This window comes from Pseudomonas sp. GL_135, from assembly GCF_057834665.1.
Map to the genome: position 1 here is coordinate 4,820,604 of NZ_CM174408.1, position 20,090 is coordinate 4,840,693.

Sequence of the window (20,090 nt, forward strand, 5' to 3'; positions counted from 1 at the left end):
CGGTACTACCTCTTGAAATTGGCTCCGTGACCAGGACTCGAACCTGGGACCCAATGATTAACAGTCATTTGCTCTACCGACTGAGCTATCACGGAACGATCTTTTCAAATCTATCAATTTCAGATGCAGCGTTTGACGCGCTTCAACACAACAAATTCAGTAAATCTTCACCGGATGAATCCGGCATTTACCTTACTGAACCCACCGCATTTTCAGCCTCTTCGACTTGTTTGCATCGCTGCGTTCACGTCTCTGAGGCGCGCTATTCTACATTTCCAGAAACACCTGTCAACCCTCTAAATTGCTTTCAAGACAATGATTTGCGAATTTTTTGCGGATCGCCCTTTAGCCCCCGAAAATCCTGCTGTTCAGTGAATAAATCACCGCGCATAAAAAAGGGCTCCCGCCTGGAGAGCCCTTTTGCGCCTCTATATAGAGGTGCGGATCAGCCGAAGACGATCTCGTCGTCCTGCACCGTACCCCTGATGCTGGTGCCAGGCATGAAGCCACCCGACAGGATCAACTGAGCCAGCGGGTTTTCGATCCAGCGCTGGATCGCTCGTTTAAGCGGCCGCGCGCCGTAGACAGGGTCGTAGCCGACGGCGATCAGCTTGTCCATCGCCTCGGTGGACAGCTCCAGGCGCAGATCGCGCTCCGCCAGACGCTGGCGCAAACGACCCAGCTGGATCTCGGTGATGCCTGCGATCTGATCGCGGGCCAGCGGCTCGAAGATCACCACTTCGTCCACCCGGTTGATGAACTCCGGACGGAAGTGCGTGGTGAGCGCATCCATGACTGCAGCGCGCTGCCCTTCACGATCGCCGACCAGCTCCTGGATGCGAGCCGAGCCCAGGTTGGAGGTCATGACGATCACGGTATTACGGAAATCCACCGTGCGCCCGTGACTGTCGGTCAGACGGCCGTCTTCGAGCACTTGCAGCAAGACGTTAAACACGTCCGGGTGAGCTTTCTCGACTTCGTCCAGCAGGATGACCGAGTAAGGCTTGCGGCGCACCGCTTCGGTCAGATAGCCACCCTCTTCGTAACCGACATAGCCAGGTGGCGCGCCGATCAGCCGCGCCACGGAATGTTTCTCCATAAACTCGGACATGTCGATCCGCACCATTGCCTCTTCGGTGTCGAACAGGAATTCCGCCAGCGCCTTGCACAGCTCGGTCTTACCCACACCGGTTGGGCCGAGGAACATGAACGAGCCGCTCGGACGGTTCGGATCCGACAGCCCGGCACGCGACCGTCTAACAGCGTTGGCCACCGCGACAACCGCTTCGTTCTGGCCGATCACGCGCTGGTGCAACAGCTCTTCCATTTTCAGCAGCTTGTCGCGCTCGCCTTCGAGCATCTTCGACACCGGAATACCGGTCCACTTGGACACGACTTCAGCAATCTCTTCCTCGGTCACCTTGCTGCGCAGCAACTGGTTTTCCGGCTTGCCGTGCTGGTCGACCATCTGCAGGCTGCGTTCCAGGTCGGGAATCACGCCGTACTGCAATTCGGCCATGCGGTTCAGGTCGCCCTTACGCCGTGCCGCTTCCAGTTCCTGACGGGACTGCTCGATCTTTTGCTGAATCTGCGCGGAACCGGTGACCTCGGCTTTTTCGGAGGTCCAGATTTCTTCGAGGTCGGCGTACTCCCGCTCAAGGCGCTGAATCTCCTCCTGAAGTTTTTCCAGGCGCTTGATCGCGGCCTCGTCGTCTTCCTTCTTCAGCGCCTGGGCCTCTACTTTCAGCTGGATCAGGCGACGCTCAAGGCGGTCGAGCACTTCCGGCTTGGAGTCGATCTCCATACGAATGCGGCTGGCCGCTTCGTCGATCAAGTCGATGGCTTTGTCCGGCAGTTGCCGATCGGTGATGTAGCGATGGCTGAGCTTGGCAGCCGCGATGATCGCGCCGTCGGTGATCGCCACCTTGTGGTGAACTTCATAGCGCTCTTTCAAGCCGCGCAGGATGGCGATGGTGTCTTCCTCGCTCGGCTCGTCCACCAGCACTTTCTGGAAGCGACGCTCGAGAGCGGCGTCCTTCTCTATATATTGGCGGTACTCGTTGAGCGTCGTGGCGCCCACGCAATGCAGCTCACCACGGGCCAGCGCCGGCTTGAGCATGTTGCCGGCGTCCATCGAGCCCTCGGCTTTGCCGGCACCGACCATGGTGTGCAGCTCGTCGATGAACAGAATGATCTGCCCTTCCTGCTTGGACAGTTCATTGAGCAGCCCTTTCAGGCGCTCTTCGAACTCGCCACGGAACTTGGCACCTGCGATCAGCGCACCCATGTCCAGCGACAGCAGACGCTTTCCGCGAAGGCCGTCTGGCACTTCACCGTTGATGATGCGCTGGGCAAGGCCTTCGGCGATGGCGGTTTTACCCACGCCAGGTTCACCGATCAGCACCGGATTGTTCTTGGTCCGGCGTTGCAGCACCTGGATGGTCCGACGGATCTCGTCGTCGCGGCCGATCACCGGGTCGAGCTTGCCTTCCTCGGCGCGCTTGGTCAGGTCAACGGTGTACTTGTCCAGCGCCTGACGGGATTCTTCCGCGTTTGGGTCGTTGACAGCATCGCCGCCACGCAGGTTGCTGATGGCGTTTTCCAGAGCTTTCTTGCTGACGCCCTGACCGAGCAGCAGCTTGCCGAGTTTGCTGTTCTCGTCCATGGCGGCGAGCAACACCAACTCACTGGAAATGAACTGATCGCCTTTTTGCTGAGCCAGTCGATCAGCCTGGTTCAACAGGCGCGCCAGGTCCTGGGACATGTTCACGTCGCCAGTCGGGTTCTGGATCTTCGGCAGTTGATCGAGCTCTTTGCTCAACGCAGTGCGCAGGCTGTTGACGTCAAAGCCCACTTGCAGCAGCAAAGGCTTGATCGAACCGCCCTGCTGCTCAAGCAATGCCTGCATCAAGTGCGCGGGCTCAATGGCCGGGTGGTCAAGGCCCACCGCCAGTGATTGGGAATCTGATAAAGCGAGCTGTAATTTGCTGGTTAAACGGTCAATACGCATTCGTCACCTTCCTATATGGGCAGGCCGGAGCAATGAACACACCTAATAAAGAAAACCTGCCAGATGGTTCTTTAGATGCGGTCGATTAGGCAGGATTCAAGCGCTGACGGGTTGACGTGGATCAACATTAGCTTGAAGGAGGGAATTGGCGAGGAATTAGTGCAGAAGCGCAGCGAAGGCTACCGGGCTTCGATCCAGATGAGAGACGCGAACCGTCCGGTGCGCGCGCCACGGCGATAAGAGAAGAATCGCTCATCGTCGTAGGTCGAGAGACCGCCGCCATACACCGCTGTGACGCCGTGAGCGGCGAGACGCAGACGCGCCAATTGGTAAATGTCAGCCATGAATTTGCCGTCGTTGGCGCCTGGCACGAATGCATCGGCTGTCTCTAGGTGCGAAGCCATGAAGGCCTCGCGCACCTCGGTACCCACTTCAAATGCCTGGGGCCCAATGGCAGGGCCGAGCCAGACAAGGATGTCGGAGGGCGCATCGGCAAAACTGTCCACCGTCGCCTCAAGCACACCCGCCGCCAGACCGCGCCAGCCCGCATGGGCAGCGGCAACCTGAGTGCCCGTTTTATTGCAGAACAGTGCGGGCAGGCAATCGGCCGTCATGATGGTGCAGGCCACGCCCGGGGTCTGACTCCAGCTGGCATCAGCCTCAAGCACTTCTGCGGGCGTGGCCTCGACGACGTCAGTGCCATGAACCTGCTTCAGCCATGCAGGCTGACTGCGCAGGCGCGAGGTCAGTGATGAACGGTTATGCGCTACGGCCGCTGGATCGTCGTCAACGTGGTCGCCCAGATTGAAGCTGTCGAACGGCGCCACACTGACACCGCCCGACCGCGTCGTGACCCAGGCTTTGATACCCAGTGGCGCAGGCCAGTCGGGAATCAGCCAGTCCGTCACGCCCTCAGTCATCCGATGAAGGCTTCGCGGTCTTGCTTGAGCAGGGTCAGCAGCCAGACAAAGTCGTCCGGCAACAGCGATTCCCAGCTCATGCGCTTACCGGTCGTCGGATGATCCAGTTCAAGGAAACGCGCATGCAGCGCCTGACGCGGGAAATGTTTCAACGATTCGACCATGTTGACGTTGGCCGCAGGCGGGATTCGGAAACGGCCGCCGTAAGCGGGATCGCCTACCAGGGGGAAGTTGATGTGGGCCATGTGCACACGAATCTGGTGAGTACGCCCGGTTTCCAGCTTGACCCGCACATGGGTGTGGGAACGAAAACGCTCCAGAACCCGGTAATGGCTGACCGCTGGCTTGCCGCCTTCCATGACTGCCATGCGCTGTCGCTGCTGACCATGACGACCGATCGGTGCGTTGATCTTGCCGCCGGCAGTCACCACCCCGATAACGATGCACTCATAGATGCGGCTGACGCTGCGGTTCTGCAGTTGAGTGACCAGTTGGGTCTGGGCCTGAATGGTCTTGGCGACGACCATCAGACCGGTGGTGTCCTTGTCCAGGCGGTGCACGATGCCGGCACGCGGGACATTGATGATGTCCGGCACGTGGTGCAGCAAGGCGTTGAGCAGGGTGCCATCGGCGTGACCGGCTGCCGGATGTACAACCAGGCCGGAAGGCTTGTTGATGACCAGGATCTGGTCGTCTTCGTAGACGATATCGAGCTCGATGTCCTGCGCGATCCACTCGCCCTGGGCTTCCTGCTCGGCTTTGAGGAGCAAAACGGCGCCACCATGCACGATGTCACGCGGGCGCAAAACGCCACCGTCCACTGTCAGGCGACCGTCTTTGATCCAGGCGGAAAGGCGCGAGCGCGAGTGCTCTGCGAATAGTTGGGCGGCGACTTGGTCGAGGCGTTGACCGCCCAATTCGGACGGCACCTCTGCGCGGAGTTCTATGATCTCAGACATGCTCAAACTAGGAGGTGGCACTGGCCTTTGGTTTCGGCTGTGCGCTTGTGGTTAAATACGGCGTCTTTTGTCCCGGGGGTTCCACGGGGCGCCCATCATAACAGGACGGTCCTGCGCAAGACAGCAGGCCGTTATAGGGACGCAAGCCGCCATGCAAGTGAAACACCTGCTGCTGATAGCCATCCTCGGACTTACTGTTGCCTGTTCTTCGAAGAAAGAAGTCATCGACGAAAACCTCAGTGAAGTCGAGCTGTACCAGCAGGCGCAGGCCGATCTGGACAACAATAGCTATAACAGCGCCACCGAGAAGCTCAAGGCGCTGGAGTCGCGTTATCCGTTCGGTCGCTACGCTGACCAGGCGCAACTCGAGCTGATCTACGCCAACTACAAGAATGGCGAGCCGGAAGCTGCCAAGTCGGCCGCCGAGCGTTTCATTCGTCTGCACCCGCAACACCCGAACGTCGATTACGCCTATTACCTCAAGGGCCTGACCTCGTTCGACCAGGACGTCGGCATCATCGCCCGCTTCCTGCCGCTGGATCAGACCAAGCGTGACCCGGGCGCTGCTCGCGATTCGTATAACGAGTTCGCCCAGCTGACCAGCCGCTACCCGAACAGCCGCTACGCACCCGACGCCAAGCAGCGCATGATCTATCTGCGCAACCTGTTGGCGGCCTACGAGATCCACGTTGCCGACTACTATCTGACCCGTCAGGCCTACGTGGCAGCGGCCAACCGCGGTCGCTACGTAGTCGAAAACTTCCAGGAAACCCCATCGGTCGGTGACGGCCTGGCGGTCATGGTTGAGGCTTATCAGCGTCTGCACCTGGACGATCTGGCTGACACCAGCCTGCAAGTCCTGAAAACCAACTACCCGGATCACCCGCAGCTGGTAGACGGCAAGTTCGAAGCGCGCACGGCCGAGGCCGACAACCGCTCGTGGCTGTCCAAGGCGACGCTGGGCCTGATCGAAAGCCGTCCGCCGCTGCCGCCAGGGCAAACCCGCGCCAACCAGGACGTGATCAAGCAGTACCAGGACGCCAAGGAAGCCATCCCTGCCGACCTGCTGCCTGAGAACCAGTCGGCTGACGAAGAGAAGAAAAACGATGACGACGACGGCACGCCGAAAAGCCGCTCGATCTTCAGCTACATGACCTTTGGCCTTTTTGACTGATTCAGTCCCTGCCAAACGTCAGCTAAAAGAGGCCCTTCGGGGCCTTTTTTAATGCCCGACCGTTTTCCGACAGCATTCGGCGATGGAGATGACTGTGCGCCCGACAGCCGCTTGGCTACACTGCGCGCTCTTCACTTCATAAGCTGACAGACATGATTCGCTTGATTATGTGGATCGCCCTGATCGTGGCGGCCATCTGGTTTTTCAAACGCCTGGTGAAAGGCCCTGCCCCACGCCCGAAACCCTCAACGCCGGAACTCGACGCTGCGCCCATGGTGCGGTGCGCGCAATGTGGCGTGCATGTCCCGCGCGATCGCGCGCTGAGCCAGAGCCAGCAATGGTATTGCACCGAAGCACACCGTTTGCAGGGCCCCGCCACACGTGACCGCTGACAGCCTGTCGCTGACCACGCCTCAGGCCCAACGCATCCTGCGGCTGTATCACCTGTACCGTCTGAGCATCGGCGTCCTGCTGGTGCTGCTGATTTCCAGCAGCCTGGACGCCGAGTTGCTGGAGCTGGCCGATATCGAGCTGTTCCGGATCGGCTGCTGGCTGTATCTGGTGTTCAATATCCTCGTGGTGGTGCTGCTCGAACGCCCAAGCCGCCAGGGTCAACTGTTCTCCCTGGCCATGGCCGACACGCTGATGCTGGCGGCGCTGTTCTACGCCGGGGGCGGTGCACCGAGCGGGATTGGCAATTTGATCATTGCCTCCGTGGCGATCAGCAACGTGCTGCTGCGCAAGCGAACCGGGCTGCTGATTGCCGCGCTCTCAGCCATCGGCATCATTTATCTGACCTTCTACATCAGCTATCACAAGCCCTCTGCTTCCAATCATTTCGTACAGGCCGGCTCCCTCGGTGCCCTGTGCTTCGCAGCAGCGCTGCTGGTTCAGGCCCTCGCACGGCGCCTGCAGCTCAGCGAAGACATCGCCGAACGTCGTGCCGCCGATGTCGACAATCTTGAAGAGCTCAACGCGCTGATCCTGCAACGTATGCGGACCGGCATTCTGGTGCTCGACGAAGATCACAAAGTTCTGCTCGCCAACCAGAGCGCGCTGAATCTGCTGGGCCACGAGCGCTTGCTCGGCGAAATCGTCGACGCCTACTCGCCACAACTGGTCGAGCGACTGGGTCAGTGGATGGCCAACCCGTCCATGGCACCGCGCAGCATCACGACCTCGGTTATAGGGCCGGTGCTGCGTCCGGGGTTCATCGCACTGGCGCGGGGCAGCCATCGCCACACCCTGGTGTTTCTCGATGACCTGTCCCAGATTTCCCAGCAGGCCCAACAGCTTAAACTCGCCGCGCTGGGCAGACTGACCGCTGGTATCGCCCACGAGATCCGCAACCCGCTGGGCGCCATCAGTCATGCCGCACAGTTGCTGCTGGAATCCGAGGAACTGACCGCGCCGGACCGTCGTCTCAGTCAAATCATTCACGATCAATCGCGGCGGATGAATCTGGTGATCGAGAACGTGCTGCAGCTGTCTCGTCGACGTCAGACCGAACCCCATCTGCTCGACCTCAAGCAGTGGCTCGAGGCGTTCGTCCGCAACCTTCGCGATGAGCTGACGACGGGGCAAAGCGTGCATCTGGACATCGGCGCAGGCGTGCTCAGTACGCAGATGGACGCGGAACAGTTGCAGCAAGTGATGAGCAATCTGGTGCAAAACGGTTTGCGCTACAGCGGCCAGGTGCACGCACACGCGCAAGTTTGGCTAAGGTTGTTTCAAGCACCGTTCAGCGAACTGCCGACGCTGGAAGTTCTTGACGACGGGCCGGGCGTTGCCGAAGAGCATCTCGCGAAAATCTTCGAGCCCTTCTTCACCACCGAAAGCAAAGGAACCGGCCTGGGCCTGTACCTGTCGCGCGAACTGTGCGAAAGCAATCAGGCGAGCCTCAATTACACACCACGGGAAGGTGGCGGAAGCTGCATGCGAATTACCTTCGCCCATCCGTTCAAGCTGAGCTGAACATGAGCCAACGGCAAAAGATCCTGATCGTCGACGATGAGCCGGACATTCGTGAGTTGCTGGAAATCACGCTCGGACGTATGAAACTGGACACTCGCAGCGCGCGCAACGTCAAGGAAGCCCAGGAGTGGCTGGCGCGCGAGCCATTCGACCTGTGCCTGACCGACATGCGTCTGCCGGATGGCAATGGCCTGGAGTTGGTGCAGCACATTCAGAAGCGCCACAACCAGGTACCGGTGGCGATGATCACCGCCCACGGCAGCCTCGACACGGCGATCCATGCACTGAAAGCCGGCGCGTTCGACTTCTTGACCAAGCCGGTTGATCTGACGCGTTTGCGTGAGTTGGTGTCCAGCGCCCTGCGCCTGCGCACCGCCCCTGCCGAAGACAACCGCATCGACCATCGCTTGCTGGGCAGCTCTCCACCGATGCAGGCACTGCGTAAACAAATCGCCAAACTGGCGCGTAGCCAGGCGCCGATCTATATCAGCGGCGAGTCGGGCAGCGGCAAGGAGCTGGTCGCACGCTTGATTCACGAGCAAGGCCCGCGCGCCGAGCGGTCGTTCGTACCCGTCAACTGCGGCGCGATCCCGTCGGAACTGATGGAAAGCGAATTCTTCGGGCACCGCAAAGGCAGTTTCACTGGCGCCCATGAAGACAAACCCGGGCTGTTTCAGGTGGCCAATGGCGGGACGCTGTTTCTGGATGAAGTGGCTGATCTGCCGCTGGCGATGCAGGTGAAACTGCTCCGCGCGATCCAGGAGAAATCCGTCCGCGCGATTGGCGGCCAGCAGGAGCAAGTGGTGGACGTTCGCGTGCTGTGCGCGACTCACAAGGACCTTAGTCAGGAAGTAGCCGCAGGGCGTTTTCGGCAGGATTTGTATTACCGGCTGAACGTCATCGAATTGCGCGTCCCGCCCCTGCGCGAGCGCCGCGAAGACATCGAAGAGATCGCCAACAGCGTGCTGCGCCGCCTGGCCGAATCCGCCGGAGAGCCTGCTACCCTCCTCCCGCCCCACGCGCTGGCGGCCCTCAAGGGTTATCGTTTTCCCGGCAATGTGCGCGAGCTGGAAAACATGCTGGAACGGGCATACACACTCTGCGATAACGATCAGATCAATATCGAGGACCTGCGCCTTGCTGAGCCGTCACGCCCTACCGAGCAGGACGGCCCGAGCCTGGCCAACATCGATAACCTGGAAGACTATCTGGAGAGCATCGAGCGCAAGCTGATCCTGCAGGCGCTGGAGGAAACTCGCTGGAATCGTACGGCGGCTGCGCAGCGCTTGAATTTGACGTTCAGGTCGATGCGCTATCGACTGAAGAAGCTGGGGTTGGAGTGAAGGGTTCCGCCATGCCGAATAATAGGTCCCAAAGAGGGACCTATTATTCGGCATGGCCACTCAAGCGTTAAGCCTTCCCGCAGGCGCATAAGGCGCTTCATCAATAATTGGCTCATCCCCCACCAGCAAATCCGTCAACAACTGACATGAAGCCGGCGCCAGCACCAGGCCGTTGCGGTAGTGGCCGCAGTTCAGCCACAAGCCTTGATGATCCGGCACCGGGCCGATGAAAGGAATGCCGTCCGGCGAGCCCGGTCGCAAACCCGCCCAGTGCCCGACTACCTGTGCATCCGCCAGCGCGGGGATCAATTCAATCGCCGAAGCTTTCAGGCTGTCCAGAGCATTTTCGGTGGGTGTCTTATCAAACCCTTCGTGCTCGAGCGTGCTGCCGATGAGGATATGTCCGTCGCGCCGGGGGATGGCGTAACGACCCTTCGCGAGGATCATGCTCGGCAGAAAGTCAGCGGCGCATTTGTAGAGAATCATCTGACCTTTTACCGGCTCAACGGGCAGCGCCAACCCCAATTTGCCGAGCAGATCGCCGCTCCATGCACCTGCGGCCAGCACCACGCTGTCGCCGAGCACATCGCCCTCTCCCGTCGTCACGCCCAGTACGCGATCACCCTCGCGCAGGAAGTCGATGACCTGGCAGTGCTCTCGAATGACCACATTGGGCAACGCCAATAACGCAGCCTTCAGCGACTTGACCAGACGCGGGTTGCGCACGTTGGCGACGTCAGCCATGTGCACCGCACGTGAATAGCCACCGCCCATGACGGGCACGGCGTCGTAGACCGCAGAGATATCCACCGACCTCAGCGGGCGATTCACCCGCGTCGCCCACTGGAGCGCTTCTGCTTCGTCATCCAGGTCCAGCCAGTAAAGGCCAGTCTTGTGCACTTGGGGATCGATGCCGGTCATTGCCAGCAAGCGCTCGGCGAGCTGTGGGTAAAAATCCTGCGACCAGTGTGAGAGTGCTGTTACGGCCGGGCTGTAGCGCCATGGGTAAAGCGGCGACACGATGCCGCCGCCGGCCCATGAGGATTCCTGGCCGACTTCGGAGCGGTCGATCAGGGTTACATTTCGGCCTTTGGAGGCAAGGTTGAAGGCGGTCAGGAGACCGATGACGCCGCCGCCGATGATGACTATGTTTTGATTTAGCACAGCGGCCACGACTTGTTCATCTGCATGGATTCAACGGCCCCAACAGTCTTTGTTCGACAGGCCGGTGGAGTTGGTGCGCGCGCCGGTATTGGTGATCTGGAAATTGCCGCACTTGTCGCCGTTCATCATGGAGCCGGGGATCGGTGTTGCCGTCAAAATGAAGTCTGTAGCGGTGGGCGCTACCGCAACGGTGTACCAGTCATTGGAGCCTGCGACCGGCGCAGCGACATAGGTACCGTTCTTGGTATAGAAACGCTCTAAAGCTTGGCTCTGCTCCATCAGGACTCCGGCAATCTCGGTCCGATGAGTGCGCCGCACGTACTCGGTATAACTCGGATAGGCGATCGCCGCGAGAATACCCACAATGGCCACCACGATCATCAGCTCTATGAGGGTGAATCCCTTCGTTTTACTGCCCAACATTTTTTCTTTCCTCATCTGATCTGTCGCCACATGATCCGTCGGTCAGACGGGCCGCCTAACTCGAGGCCTGTCGGAGGAATTGCCAGCCCCCCCGTCACAATAGCCTGATTACCATTAGCTTTATCAAGCCTGACAACCGAAGGCACGCCGCCGCTTACCAGGTAGCCGCTTGAGGTAGCGTCACTGCTGTTAATCTGCCCGTCACCGTTTGTATCCAGAACCGGGTAGCTGAGCATTTTCCCGTTCAAGGCATCCAGGTCACCGAACCTACCGGACCCCGAACTTGAGCAGGGATCCGTAGTGTCCACAATCGCAGTAGTGAACTGAACACGGCCGAATGCGAGTACGGCAGCATAGATAATCCGCTCCCCCGTCGCGAAGTTGTTGTAAAACAGCGGAAGGTAAAAACCTTTCTTGGCGGCGTAATTCACATCGTTTTGAGTGGTGGTAAAAAATTGCGCTGAGGATGTGATGGCTTGCGCCACCAGGTCACTCTCACGGTAGTTGGCGCTCGTCCCGTCATTGTCCCAAACCGCATAAAACGCCTGGGTGGCAGTCGTGGTTTTGTCCGCAGCTTCAAGCATTTTACCAGTGCCGAAATAAACCATTTTGCCGCCATTCGGGTTATTTCCCACGACCGGCTGAGCAGTGATTGGCTGATTCGCCCCTCCTGAAGCAGTGAACAGTGGACTTCCACCCAGTCCTACTTTCCAGGTGGATGCGGTTTGTCCCGTAAAATCAAACTTCCACATCTGACCCTTCAGATCACCGCCATAAGCGTACTGAACAACGCTCTGAGCATTGACGCGTAGCTTGACTGAAGACAATCCATTGTTGCCTGAGGTATCGACGGCAATCTCTTTTATCAGGGCCCCATTGCTGACATCGACGACAAAGAGTGACGCCACGCCATTGGTGCTGCCATAGCCATTAGAGATGAAGGCTGCCCATCTGCCATCTGGCAATTGAGCCACCTCCGGCTTGGCATAGGCGTAGCCCATATTGGCAAAACCCGCAGTCACACTGCTGATGTCCCAAAGCGCTTTAACTATATTATAGGTACCCGTGTTGAACAGCTGTAGCGCATAGAACCCCTTGCCGCCGGAGCCCGCGCCCCCGATGGCTAAAGTTTTCCAGGACGAAGCAAACTGCACATCTACAATAGAAATTTGCCCATCCACCAAAAATTTGTGAGAAACACCATTGATGTAATTGGGATCAGCGACGTAATGCAGGTTCGAGAGCACCGTGGAAGGCATATACGCATACAGCCTTTTACCCGTCGACGGGTCTATCACGTTGACCAACCCATCGTTGGCGTTGACCACGAGAGTAGGGTTCATTGAGTTTGATTTGATATCCAGATACGTAGAATAGCTATTATCAGAGGCCGGATCCGACGCTGGATTATCGGTAGGTGAAGCGTACGCCAAGGGCGAGTTGATTACATCACCGAGCAACACCGTACGCGTTTTCAATCCTGTCTTGTTCGTCCCTTTACTCCATTGCACCAAGTCCAGTCCAGAAATTCCGAGTGGCAAATTGGCGCTGAGCACGAGCTGCTGCGGCAGTGAAAAGTTGAGAAAAGACAGCGGAATAACGGCATTGGTCAGAGAGTTCCAAGACTCATAAGTAGGAGTAATGCCCGGAACGATCTGCTTGTCAGTGGACCAGATAGGCGTCGTGGTATTGACCGTTCCATCAGTCGTAATGGGAAAAGCCTTGATCGTACCGCGCCAATCAGTCGGATCGTATTGAGTCTGGAAATAAACAGAACTGGTCGTCAAAGACGAGTTAGACGCTACACCTCCCCCGGTTCCTGCGCGAGACGTGATGTCATTCAGGGCTGCGGACAAAGCCGTATTCAAACCCGCACTGTCAGTCGCTTGATAGTAGATACCTTTTCCGTAAACCGCTGCGTCGGAAAGCATGGCATTAGCGGCTGTGAATCCAACGGTGTAGGTAAACATATTCTGCTTGGGGAAATCGGTGGCATCCCACCCCTTGTTGGCGGCATCGGTCCCGCCCGTTCGCATATCGATGTCGTAGGCGAATTTCGCGATATCGTCCAGGTAAAGGGTGTCACCCTCTCCATCGCCATTGAGGTTATCACCGTCGTTATTCTTGCCGTCCCAATTAGGCAGATTGGCACCGCCCAAAGGATCACTAGTGGGAAAGGTCCGGTCGTAGGTCGGCAGACCATCGGTGATAACGACGCCATAGTTGCGCTGGCAACGGTACTGAATCGGGCTGGTGTAGGTTGAAGGCGTTGTATTGTAATAGGGCGTCATTCCGCGAAAGTAGCGGGTCACCTCGTAATAGGCTTCGGCCAGTGGCGTGTTGGCGATGGCTCCAAGGCTATTGATGGACGAGATCAACGAGTTGTAGTTGGCATTGGCTTGCGCGGCGCTTGTAGCGGTTGTCTGGGACAGATCGCTGATCGCCCTCGCGATGTTGCCGCCAGGCCCGGCGTTTCCGCTCGTAGGGGGATTGAAGGTGGCCAGGCCAATGCGCAGATTTCGATTGCTGGCCACCAGCGCGGCAGACACCGTGCGCGCGACATTGATTCTGTAATCATCGGGAATCGAATCATCCGTGTAGTCTTTTTTGGACAAGGACGTGGCGTAAAGCAAATAGCTGATGTAAGCAGTGGTGTACCGAGTATTCCCGTTGCCCACCGGGTCGGGGAGTTTGAGACAGACGCGCGTACGTGTGGTGAACTTGTAGAAACCGTCATATCCAGCATCGCACCCGCCAGCGCGCAGATTCCCTACAAAAAAATTGGTGTCCGTCATATCCATTGCAGTGACATTACTGCAGTTGAAATCCGAATTGCAGCTGTACACTTGAACCGGATCCGCGTTGGGATCAAACCCCGAGGCCCAGATTATACTGTTCATACTCCCGGAGTCATCGACCAGCAGCATGACGTTCGGCGTCACTGACCCCACGGTTAACAAAGGGGAGTCAGACGGCACAAACGCGGCGAACGCGGTGGCCGAGCCATAAAGGCCAAGCAGTGCACCCATTAACAGCCTGCCCAAATAAAGCCTCGCTCTGCGGCACCACTCAACGTTTGGCATAGATACTTTCCACTACAGTTCTTGAGTTGCCGGACAGCCCAACGCCGGTGATGCGATACAGCGTCCATGAATTACTTGTATCCATCCCGACTGAATTAATGTTGACCGGGTCCTTCGTTGTCGCGATTTTCTGCACAGCCCAAAAACCGCCGGGCATCTCCGGTGTCGCGAACCATGTCACTCCCGAGGTACTGTTGGCACCCGCTACCGTTACGGTCGCGGCTTCCGGAGGTGGGGCGCATTTTGTGCACGTCGCCAGCTTGTAATTACTGGCCTGAACTGCAGACTCCCCCATCCGCGCAGCCGCCTCCGCAATCTGAAAGGACTCATTGCGGAACTTGACGCTGCCGGACATCTTTTCCTGAAGCGTCGCGTTCTGCATCGATGAAATCCCGATCAACGTCAACAGCAGAAGAAATACCAGACTGACAATCAGCGCCATTCCGCGCTCTCCGGCCCGGGCAAGTTGAATTGTTTTGTTTCTGGCTGCGTTCATGAAGGCAACACCTAATAGAGGCGGTTACGTAGAGCGATGAGAACGCTGAAGGTCTGGTTTTTGACTCGACCGGTTGCGTCTGTCATCTCCAGGGTCAGTCGAACGCTGCGTATTAGATTTGTACTGGCGGGCGTCGCGGTGTACCCCGTAACGGTCATGTCCGAGGCAGTATTGGCAGTGCCGAACATCACTTTGAAGTTGTTCACGTTGCTGACGATCGGTGCGCCGCCTAGCAGGATTTGTTTATTCGAAAACTGGTAAACAAGTTGACGTATGGGAAACGCGATCTGATTGCCGGCGGGCGTAGCCGCTCCGGATGTCGCGGTCGCTCCCGACTTGCAGTCGGAGACAACGGTCCAAGTCGGAACGCCCCCATTGTTGCCTATATCGGCTGTCACCAGTGTCAGCTTTGTTGTAGCGTTGTCCCACTGGACCGGAGTTTTTTTCGCGGCCTGGAAATCACCCTTCGCACTGGCGTCATCGACATTCTCCAGACAGCCAAACATTCCCACCATGCGTATTTCCTGAGCCATCTTGGTGAGGATGAAACGCGCATCCTCCTGCATGACCGCCGAGGCGTTTTGCGACAGGTAGGTATTTTTGGCAGAAATGAAAATCTGAATAACGCCCGCCACAATGAGTAGACCCAATAGCAGCGAAATCATGATCTCGATCAGACCGAAGCCTCGGGCGCGGTGCTTCATTGCGTCACCTTCGCGTCTATCGCCACACGACTCTTCACGGTAAAGGTCTGCAAAAAAGCTGCCGTGTTGGCAGCCCGGGCATCGCTCCAGCTCACAGTAATGGTGACCAGCCGCTTATTCGCCGCATCCACCGTAATCTTCCCATCGCCGGTAACGGGGTCGAGAGTTTGAATATTGGTCTTGAAATCGTAGAGGTCCTGCGTGCGCGGAGTATTCAAATCGCCAGCAGGAGGCGCTGCTGCCAGAGCAGCCAGCCTATAGTCAGCATCCGGATTGGCCCGGATCCGGTCCATCATGTCGTACGCAATAAAGCTGGCCTGACTGCTCGTTCTTGAGCTGTCGGTGTACTTCAACGCATTCAACTGGAGCGCCGCTGCGCCCAACAGTCCAATGGCCAAAACGAGCAGGGCAACCAATACTTCAATGAGCGTCGTGCCTTGTTGCCTGTGACCAATTTTGGCGCTCATATGCAAGCGCCCAATGCGATACGACCGCTCAGGCATATGTTGATCACTCTGGTAATGCTGCCGCGGGTATAGGTGATGCTCAATGCACCCGCCGGCACCGGCACGGGGGCAGACAAGCCGCCCAGGTTGTTGAAGTCAATCGCAGTAGGATTTCCGCTCACTGTGAGCACTGATGCAGAGTCCATCGCTGGCAAAACTCGCAGAATGGGAATCGGCGCCGTTACCGCAGGATCAACGGCACTCAGCTGAGTATTCCAGGCAGTGCCCGCCACCGATGGCGTTACACGAATGACAGTGCCGCTGTTTATAGCCTGTTGGCGGGCGTAATTAAGGAAACGCTGAAAGTCACTGACCTCCGTATCTGCCTTGGTGTTTTGAATCGCCGTGCTGAAACTCGGAATGGCGATCGCGGCGAGGATGCCGACCAATGTGATAGTCACCAGCAACTCGACCAGCGTAAAACCCCGACACCGTTTGGGCATTTAATCTCTCCTTAATGGAGAAACTATATAGCAACCGGTTGTTTCAATATTTGTCGGGGGGATGTGTGGCTGTTTTCGGCGGACGAATGCCCTGACGCTTTGTGCCGCAGGCCTCATATCTCATATCAGCGCCCCCAACACCCCGACACACTGGCAGCCCCCGACATCCCGAGATTGTCGCGCCTGCCAGTGTTTTCCAGCACAAAGCTGCCGCAGGCATCGCCCGCCATCATCCCCCCGCCAATCGGCGACGCGGTCAGCGTAAACGTCCGTTCTTTCCGCTCAGCCCCAATCCGATAAAACCCATTCCCAACCGACACCTCATGACTGAAAGCCGGCGGCCCACTGACATCCGAATACTGCCCTGCCCGCGAATGAAACCGCTCCAGTTTCTGCGCTTCTTCAACCAGCACCCCAGCGATCTCCGAGCGACGGGTTTTCCGGGTGTATTCGCTGTACTGCGGGTACGCGACGGTGGCGAGTATCGCGACGATGGCGATGGCAATCAGCAACTCAATCAGGGTGAAGCCTCTACCCGTCCTGTTCATTGCCGCTGCCGCCACATGACACGACGCTCCTCGGTGTGGATGCTTTCGAGCACGGTGCGTGAGTCGCCTTCGATGCCAATGGCCGTCACGCGGTACAAGGTCAGGAGTTGACCATCTGCGCCACCGGCAGGTTGGTCGGTTTGGCCGACATGCTGAATGCCGTAGAAACCACCCCGCGTTGCGACCCAATTCACTCCTGAAGGCCCGCCGGCGCCGCTGTTTGAAAGGGTCAGCGCTTCAGGCGGTGGCACACATTTGGCTGGCGACGAACAAGCTGGCAGGGAAAAACCCGTTGTCACGATTCTCGCTTCCGCGATGCGCAGCGCTGTCTCGGCGGATTGAAACGAGGCATCTCGCAGCCTCAGCGTGCCTGCCACTTTTTCCTGGAGCGTGGCGTTCTGCATCGACGATGTCGCCAACAAAGTCAGCATCAATAGAAACACCAGGCTGACAATCAACACCGCACCACGTTGTGCATTCATCTTCATGCCCTCACCACAGCCGATTACGGATGGCAGCAACAACATCGATGGTCTGCTCCTGCGCCCGGTCTGCGGGGTCGAACAGAGTGAGGGTCAGCCGTACGCTGCGGATCAACGAGGGTTCGGCAGTGGCAGCGTACCGCGCGATGGAGCGATCGTTGAGCGATCCGGCGACGCCGAACAGCACATCGAACGCGCCCACGTTGCTGACCAGAGGCTGGCCGTTCAGGGACAGCTCATTGCGTGCCTTGTTGAAGCGATAGACCTGCCGGTGAATGGGCATCGCGGTCTCATCTGCGGAAAGCCGAGGCGCCCGGCCGTTGGTGTACGCGGTGGCGGACGACACGCAGTCAGTGTGAATAACCCAGGTTGACCAGCCGCCGCCCTCCCCGGTCCCGGCCGTGGCGAGGGTCAGAGTTTTCGAATTGGCGTCCCACGTGATGGGGTCTTGAAACGCCTTGGAAAAGCCTTTGCCGGCACTGGCATCCTCGACCTTCCCCAGGCAGCCGAACATGCCCACCAGCTGCACTTCCTGGACCATTTTGCTGAGCACGAATCGTGCGTCTTCCTGCAGGCTGGCGGACGATGTCTGACTGGCATAGCTGCTCTTCGAGCTGATGAATATCTGCGCCAAGGCCAGCGACATCACCAATCCCAACACCAGCGCCAGCATGACTTCGACGAGGCCAAAGCCCTTCTCCAGAGGCCTCATGGTCGTGCGACCCGCTCGGCAGAGACATCTGCGGTCAGCGTGAGCGTTTGCTTCTGCGCGGCCTCCTGGCTGGCACGGGAATCGTCCCACGTCAGCGTGAGGGTCACGCTCGATCCCGCCACCGCTATCGATGCCTCGGCGTCATCACCGACCGCGCGTTTCAACTGGGTCGCGAAGTCGTACAGGTCTTGCTGGCGAGGCACGGCGAGACTGCCGGAGGTCGGCGCCTGACTCAGAGAAGACAGCGCGTAGCGGGTGCCAGGATTGGCGCGGATGCGCTCGAAAAGATCATGGGCAATGAAGCTGATGTGCATGCTGCGCATCGAACTGTCGGTGTATTTCAGCGCGCTGAGCTGCAACATCGCCACGCCCAATATGCCAACGCTGAAGATCAGCAACGCGACCAGCACTTCGATCAATGTCATCCCTGATTGCATCGTCTTCGCCCCCATCACCCACCTCTGCCATTGCCATGCAGCCACCAGTGAAGCCGATGCGCAGCGGTTTGCCCGGAGGATGTGTAACGGCGGCTTGCGGACATACCGGCTGACAATCGACCCGGTTGTCAGCGCGGCTAAGCGGGTGTTTGCTTTAGCGCCGCACTCAACGGAAGACGCTCGTGAAACAGCAAGGATTGACGCTGATAGAACTGCTGGCAGGGCTGGTGATTGTCGGCATCGTCGCCACGCTGGCGATCCCCGCCTTCGGGCAACTGATCGATTCTCAACGCCGTCAGGACACGGCTCAGCAACTGGCCAGTGGGCTGCGAATGGCTCGCACGGAGGCGATTCTGCGCAGTCAACCGGTGGTGATGCAGGCGCTGGACAATGACTGGAGCCGAGGCTGGAACGTGTTCGTGGACAGCAACCGAAACCAGTTCAGGGACGAGGGCGAGCTCTCACTGGCCGAGTTCGCCAGCCACCGAAATGTCAGGGTCGTCGGCAACAGCAAAGTGGCGGCGCGAATTGGTTTTGATAACACGGGGCGGCTGCTGAACAACGCCAACGGCACACTGGCAGTGTGCCTCAAAGACTTACCGGTCAGTCGTTATCAGTTGGCGATTGCGGTGACCGGCAGGGTCACGCTGCGATCCGAAGGATTCGGCAGCGAGCCCTGTGCATGATGCGGTGACAGGATGACCGGATTACAGCAGCGATTTGACGCGCAATTCTTTGGGCATCGAGAAGGTGATGTTTTCCTCGCGCCCGGCCAACTCGTCTTCGCCGGTCGCGCCCCATGCGTGCAGCTGCTGAATCACGCCGCGCACCAGGACTTCAGGCGCCGACGCACCGGCGGTAATGCCGATGCGGCCAACGCCGTCGAACCAGCTGCGCTGCATGTCTTCAGCGCCGTCGATCAGATAGGCCGGGGTCGACATGCGCTCGGCCAGTTCACGCAGGCGATTGGAGTTGGAACTGTTCGGGCTGCCCACCACCAGCACCACGTCGCACTCATCGGCCAGGACCTTGACCGCGTCCTGACGGTTTTGGGTGGCGTAGCAGATGTCGTCCTTGCGCGGCCCGCCAATAGCCGGAAACCGTGCGCGCAAGGCGTCGATCACACGGCTGGTGTCGTCCATCGACAGCGTCGTCTGGGTCACGAAAGCCAGGTTCTCGGGATTGCTCACCTGCAGGTTGGCGACGTCGGCTTCGTCTTCGACCAGATAGATCGCGCCACCGTTGCTCGCGTCGTACTGACCCATCGTGCCCTCGACCTCAGGGTGGCCGGCGTGACCGATCAGGATGCACTCGCGGCCGTCGCGGCTGTAGCGCGCGACCTCGATATGCACTTTGGTCACCAGCGGACAGGTGGCGTCGAACACCTTCAGGCCGCGCCCTGCCGCCTCGGTACGCACCGCCTGCGACACGCCGTGGGCACTGAAGATCACGATGACGTCATCCGGCACCTGCTCGAGCTCTTCGACGAAGATCGCGCCACGGCTGCGCAGGTCTTCGACGACAAATTTGTTATGAACCACTTCATGGCGCACGTAGATCGGCGGGCCAAACACTTCCAGCGCGCGATTGACGATTTCGATCGCACGGTCCACCCCGGCGCAGAAGCCGCGTGGGTTGGCGAGTTTGATTTGCATGATGTGCCTCGTGTCTACGCGCAATGAAACATATAAACGAAAAGGCCCCGAGCAATG

At 58.6% G+C, this 20,090-nt stretch carries 20 protein-coding genes and 1 tRNA gene; 5 read left to right on the forward strand and 16 right to left on the reverse strand.

Features of this window, described 5'->3' with window-relative positions:
- Positions 1 to 19: 19 nt before the first annotated feature.
- The 4 genes from AC3ISG_RS21360 to rluD form a co-directional block, all read right to left on the reverse strand.
- Positions 20 to 95 (reverse strand) — tRNA-Asn (locus AC3ISG_RS21360).
- A gap of 350 nt (positions 96 to 445) precedes the next feature.
- Positions 446 to 3,010 (reverse strand): ATP-dependent chaperone ClpB, encoded by a 2,565-nt coding sequence (clpB, locus tag AC3ISG_RS21365; protein ID WP_122535376.1) that lies wholly within the window; start codon positions 3,008 to 3,010, stop codon positions 446 to 448.
- Between the two features lie 179 nt (positions 3,011 to 3,189).
- Positions 3,190 to 3,918, reverse strand: coding sequence for a peptidoglycan editing factor PgeF (gene pgeF, locus AC3ISG_RS21370; RefSeq protein WP_489297903.1), 729 nt, complete (start codon positions 3,916 to 3,918; stop codon positions 3,190 to 3,192).
- A gap of 8 nt (positions 3,919 to 3,926) precedes the next feature.
- Positions 3,927 to 4,889, reverse strand: coding sequence for a 23S rRNA pseudouridine(1911/1915/1917) synthase RluD (rluD, locus tag AC3ISG_RS21375; RefSeq protein WP_489297904.1), 963 nt, complete (start codon positions 4,887 to 4,889; stop codon positions 3,927 to 3,929).
- A gap of 151 nt (positions 4,890 to 5,040) precedes the next feature.
- On the opposite strand from rluD, the gene AC3ISG_RS21380 reads away from it, so the two are divergent.
- The 4 genes from AC3ISG_RS21380 (at position 5,041) to AC3ISG_RS21395 (ending at position 9,380) form a co-directional block, all read left to right on the forward strand.
- Positions 5,041 to 6,063, forward strand: coding sequence for an outer membrane protein assembly factor BamD (locus AC3ISG_RS21380; protein WP_122535375.1), 1,023 nt, complete (start codon positions 5,041 to 5,043; stop codon positions 6,061 to 6,063).
- 152 nt (positions 6,064 to 6,215) lie between these two features.
- The gene (locus AC3ISG_RS21385; RefSeq protein ID WP_489297905.1) at positions 6,216 to 6,455 is read left to right on the forward strand and encodes a PP0621 family protein; all 240 of its coding nucleotides are present in this window, start codon (positions 6,216 to 6,218) and stop codon (positions 6,453 to 6,455) included.
- The gene (locus tag AC3ISG_RS21390) at positions 6,445 to 8,037 is read left to right on the forward strand and encodes a sensor histidine kinase (protein ID WP_489297906.1); all 1,593 of its coding nucleotides are present in this window, start codon (positions 6,445 to 6,447) and stop codon (positions 8,035 to 8,037) included. Before AC3ISG_RS21385 ends, AC3ISG_RS21390 begins: the two co-directional genes overlap by 11 nt.
- Before the next feature lie 2 nt (positions 8,038 to 8,039).
- Complete coding sequence (locus AC3ISG_RS21395) at positions 8,040 to 9,380, forward strand: sigma-54-dependent transcriptional regulator (protein WP_489297907.1); 1,341 nt, start codon at positions 8,040 to 8,042, stop codon at positions 9,378 to 9,380.
- Between the two features lie 60 nt (positions 9,381 to 9,440).
- Here the strand turns inward: AC3ISG_RS21395 and thiO are convergent, their stop codons facing one another.
- The 11 genes from thiO to pilV (AC3ISG_RS21450) all read right to left on the reverse strand — a co-directional run bounded on the left by thiO (position 9,441) and on the right by pilV (AC3ISG_RS21450) (position 18,393).
- The gene (gene thiO, locus AC3ISG_RS21400) at positions 9,441 to 10,544 is read right to left on the reverse strand and encodes a glycine oxidase ThiO (RefSeq protein ID WP_489299570.1); all 1,104 of its coding nucleotides are present in this window, start codon (positions 10,542 to 10,544) and stop codon (positions 9,441 to 9,443) included.
- Positions 10,545 to 10,574: 30 nt separating this feature from the next.
- Positions 10,575 to 10,964 (reverse strand): type IV pilin protein, encoded by a 390-nt coding sequence (locus AC3ISG_RS21405; protein ID WP_489299571.1) that lies wholly within the window; start codon positions 10,962 to 10,964, stop codon positions 10,575 to 10,577.
- Positions 10,965 to 10,978: 14 nt separating this feature from the next.
- Positions 10,979 to 13,996, reverse strand: coding sequence for a pilus assembly protein (locus AC3ISG_RS21410; protein ID WP_489297908.1), 3,018 nt, complete (start codon positions 13,994 to 13,996; stop codon positions 10,979 to 10,981).
- A 40-nt stretch (positions 13,997 to 14,036) separates the two neighbouring features.
- Positions 14,037 to 14,546, reverse strand: a complete 510-nt coding sequence (locus AC3ISG_RS21415) for a PilX N-terminal domain-containing pilus assembly protein (protein ID WP_122622736.1) — start codon at positions 14,544 to 14,546, stop codon at positions 14,037 to 14,039.
- Between the two features lie 11 nt (positions 14,547 to 14,557).
- Entirely contained in the window at positions 14,558 to 15,250 is a 693-nt protein-coding gene (locus AC3ISG_RS21420; protein ID WP_122622735.1) for a prepilin-type N-terminal cleavage/methylation domain-containing protein, read from the reverse strand.
- Positions 15,247 to 15,717 (reverse strand): type IV pilus modification protein PilV, encoded by a 471-nt coding sequence (gene pilV / locus AC3ISG_RS21425; protein WP_489297909.1) that lies wholly within the window; start codon positions 15,715 to 15,717, stop codon positions 15,247 to 15,249. Before pilV (AC3ISG_RS21425) ends, AC3ISG_RS21420 begins: the two co-directional genes overlap by 4 nt.
- Positions 15,714 to 16,199, reverse strand: a complete 486-nt coding sequence (locus AC3ISG_RS21430) for a GspH/FimT family pseudopilin (protein WP_489297910.1) — start codon at positions 16,197 to 16,199, stop codon at positions 15,714 to 15,716. Before AC3ISG_RS21430 ends, pilV (AC3ISG_RS21425) begins: the two co-directional genes overlap by 4 nt.
- 125 nt (positions 16,200 to 16,324) lie before the next feature.
- Positions 16,325 to 16,747: a type IV pilin protein gene (locus AC3ISG_RS21435; RefSeq protein ID WP_489297911.1), complete on the reverse strand. Its 423-nt coding sequence runs from the start codon at positions 16,745 to 16,747 to the stop codon at positions 16,325 to 16,327.
- Positions 16,744 to 17,274 carry a pilus assembly PilX family protein gene (locus tag AC3ISG_RS21440; RefSeq protein WP_489297912.1) on the reverse strand — a complete coding sequence of 177 codons (531 nt, stop codon included), beginning with the start codon at positions 17,272 to 17,274 and terminating at the stop codon, positions 16,744 to 16,746. Before AC3ISG_RS21440 ends, AC3ISG_RS21435 begins: the two co-directional genes overlap by 4 nt.
- The gene (locus AC3ISG_RS21445; protein ID WP_489297913.1) at positions 17,240 to 17,941 is read right to left on the reverse strand and encodes a PilW family protein; all 702 of its coding nucleotides are present in this window, start codon (positions 17,939 to 17,941) and stop codon (positions 17,240 to 17,242) included. The genes AC3ISG_RS21440 and AC3ISG_RS21445 overlap by 35 nt, the downstream gene beginning before the upstream one ends.
- Positions 17,938 to 18,393 carry a type IV pilus modification protein PilV gene (pilV, locus tag AC3ISG_RS21450; protein ID WP_489297914.1) on the reverse strand — a complete coding sequence of 152 codons (456 nt, stop codon included), beginning with the start codon at positions 18,391 to 18,393 and terminating at the stop codon, positions 17,938 to 17,940. The genes AC3ISG_RS21445 and pilV (AC3ISG_RS21450) overlap by 4 nt, the downstream gene beginning before the upstream one ends.
- 167 nt (positions 18,394 to 18,560) lie before the next feature.
- On the opposite strand from pilV (AC3ISG_RS21450), the gene AC3ISG_RS21455 reads away from it, so the two are divergent.
- Positions 18,561 to 19,064 carry a GspH/FimT family pseudopilin gene (locus AC3ISG_RS21455; RefSeq protein WP_489297915.1) on the forward strand — a complete coding sequence of 168 codons (504 nt, stop codon included), beginning with the start codon at positions 18,561 to 18,563 and terminating at the stop codon, positions 19,062 to 19,064.
- A gap of 21 nt (positions 19,065 to 19,085) precedes the next feature.
- On the opposite strand, the gene ispH is transcribed toward AC3ISG_RS21455, so the two are convergent.
- Positions 19,086 to 20,033 (reverse strand): 4-hydroxy-3-methylbut-2-enyl diphosphate reductase, encoded by a 948-nt coding sequence (gene ispH / locus AC3ISG_RS21460; protein WP_122622728.1) that lies wholly within the window; start codon positions 20,031 to 20,033, stop codon positions 19,086 to 19,088.
- Between the last annotated feature and the right edge of the window lie 57 nt (positions 20,034 to 20,090).

What these genes read in the sequence shown, in the direction of transcription:
- AC3ISG_RS21440 (WP_489297912.1), bottom strand. Translation starts at nt 17,274, where the DNA reads ATGTTGTTGCTGCCATCCGTAATCGGCTGTGGTGAGGGCATGAAGATG.
- AC3ISG_RS21445 (WP_489297913.1), bottom strand. Translation starts at nt 17,941, where the DNA reads ATGAGGCCTCTGGAGAAGGGCTTTGGCCTCGTCGAAGTCATGCTGGCG.
- AC3ISG_RS21380 (WP_122535375.1), top strand. Translation starts at nt 5,041, where the DNA reads ATGCAAGTGAAACACCTGCTGCTGATAGCCATCCTCGGACTTACTGTT.
- AC3ISG_RS21410 (WP_489297908.1), bottom strand. Translation starts at nt 13,996, where the DNA reads ATGGGTGCACTGCTTGGCCTTTATGGCTCGGCCACCGCGTTCGCCGCG.
- pilV (WP_489297914.1), bottom strand. Translation starts at nt 18,393, where the DNA reads ATGGGGGCGAAGACGATGCAATCAGGGATGACATTGATCGAAGTGCTG.
- AC3ISG_RS21430 (WP_489297910.1), bottom strand. Translation starts at nt 16,199, where the DNA reads ATGCCCAAACGGTGTCGGGGTTTTACGCTGGTCGAGTTGCTGGTGACT.
- AC3ISG_RS21395 (WP_489297907.1), top strand. Translation starts at nt 8,040, where the DNA reads ATGAGCCAACGGCAAAAGATCCTGATCGTCGACGATGAGCCGGACATT.
- rluD (WP_489297904.1), bottom strand. Translation starts at nt 4,889, where the DNA reads ATGTCTGAGATCATAGAACTCCGCGCAGAGGTGCCGTCCGAATTGGGC.
- clpB (WP_122535376.1), bottom strand. Translation starts at nt 3,010, where the DNA reads ATGCGTATTGACCGTTTAACCAGCAAATTACAGCTCGCTTTATCAGAT.
- AC3ISG_RS21420 (WP_122622735.1), bottom strand. Translation starts at nt 15,250, where the DNA reads ATGAAGCACCGCGCCCGAGGCTTCGGTCTGATCGAGATCATGATTTCG.
- AC3ISG_RS21435 (WP_489297911.1), bottom strand. Translation starts at nt 16,747, where the DNA reads ATGAACAGGACGGGTAGAGGCTTCACCCTGATTGAGTTGCTGATTGCC.
- AC3ISG_RS21415 (WP_122622736.1), bottom strand. Translation starts at nt 14,546, where the DNA reads ATGAACGCAGCCAGAAACAAAACAATTCAACTTGCCCGGGCCGGAGAG.
- pilV (WP_489297909.1), bottom strand. Translation starts at nt 15,717, where the DNA reads ATGAGCGCCAAAATTGGTCACAGGCAACAAGGCACGACGCTCATTGAA.
- AC3ISG_RS21385 (WP_489297905.1), top strand. Translation starts at nt 6,216, where the DNA reads ATGATTCGCTTGATTATGTGGATCGCCCTGATCGTGGCGGCCATCTGG.
- ispH (WP_122622728.1), bottom strand. Translation starts at nt 20,033, where the DNA reads ATGCAAATCAAACTCGCCAACCCACGCGGCTTCTGCGCCGGGGTGGAC.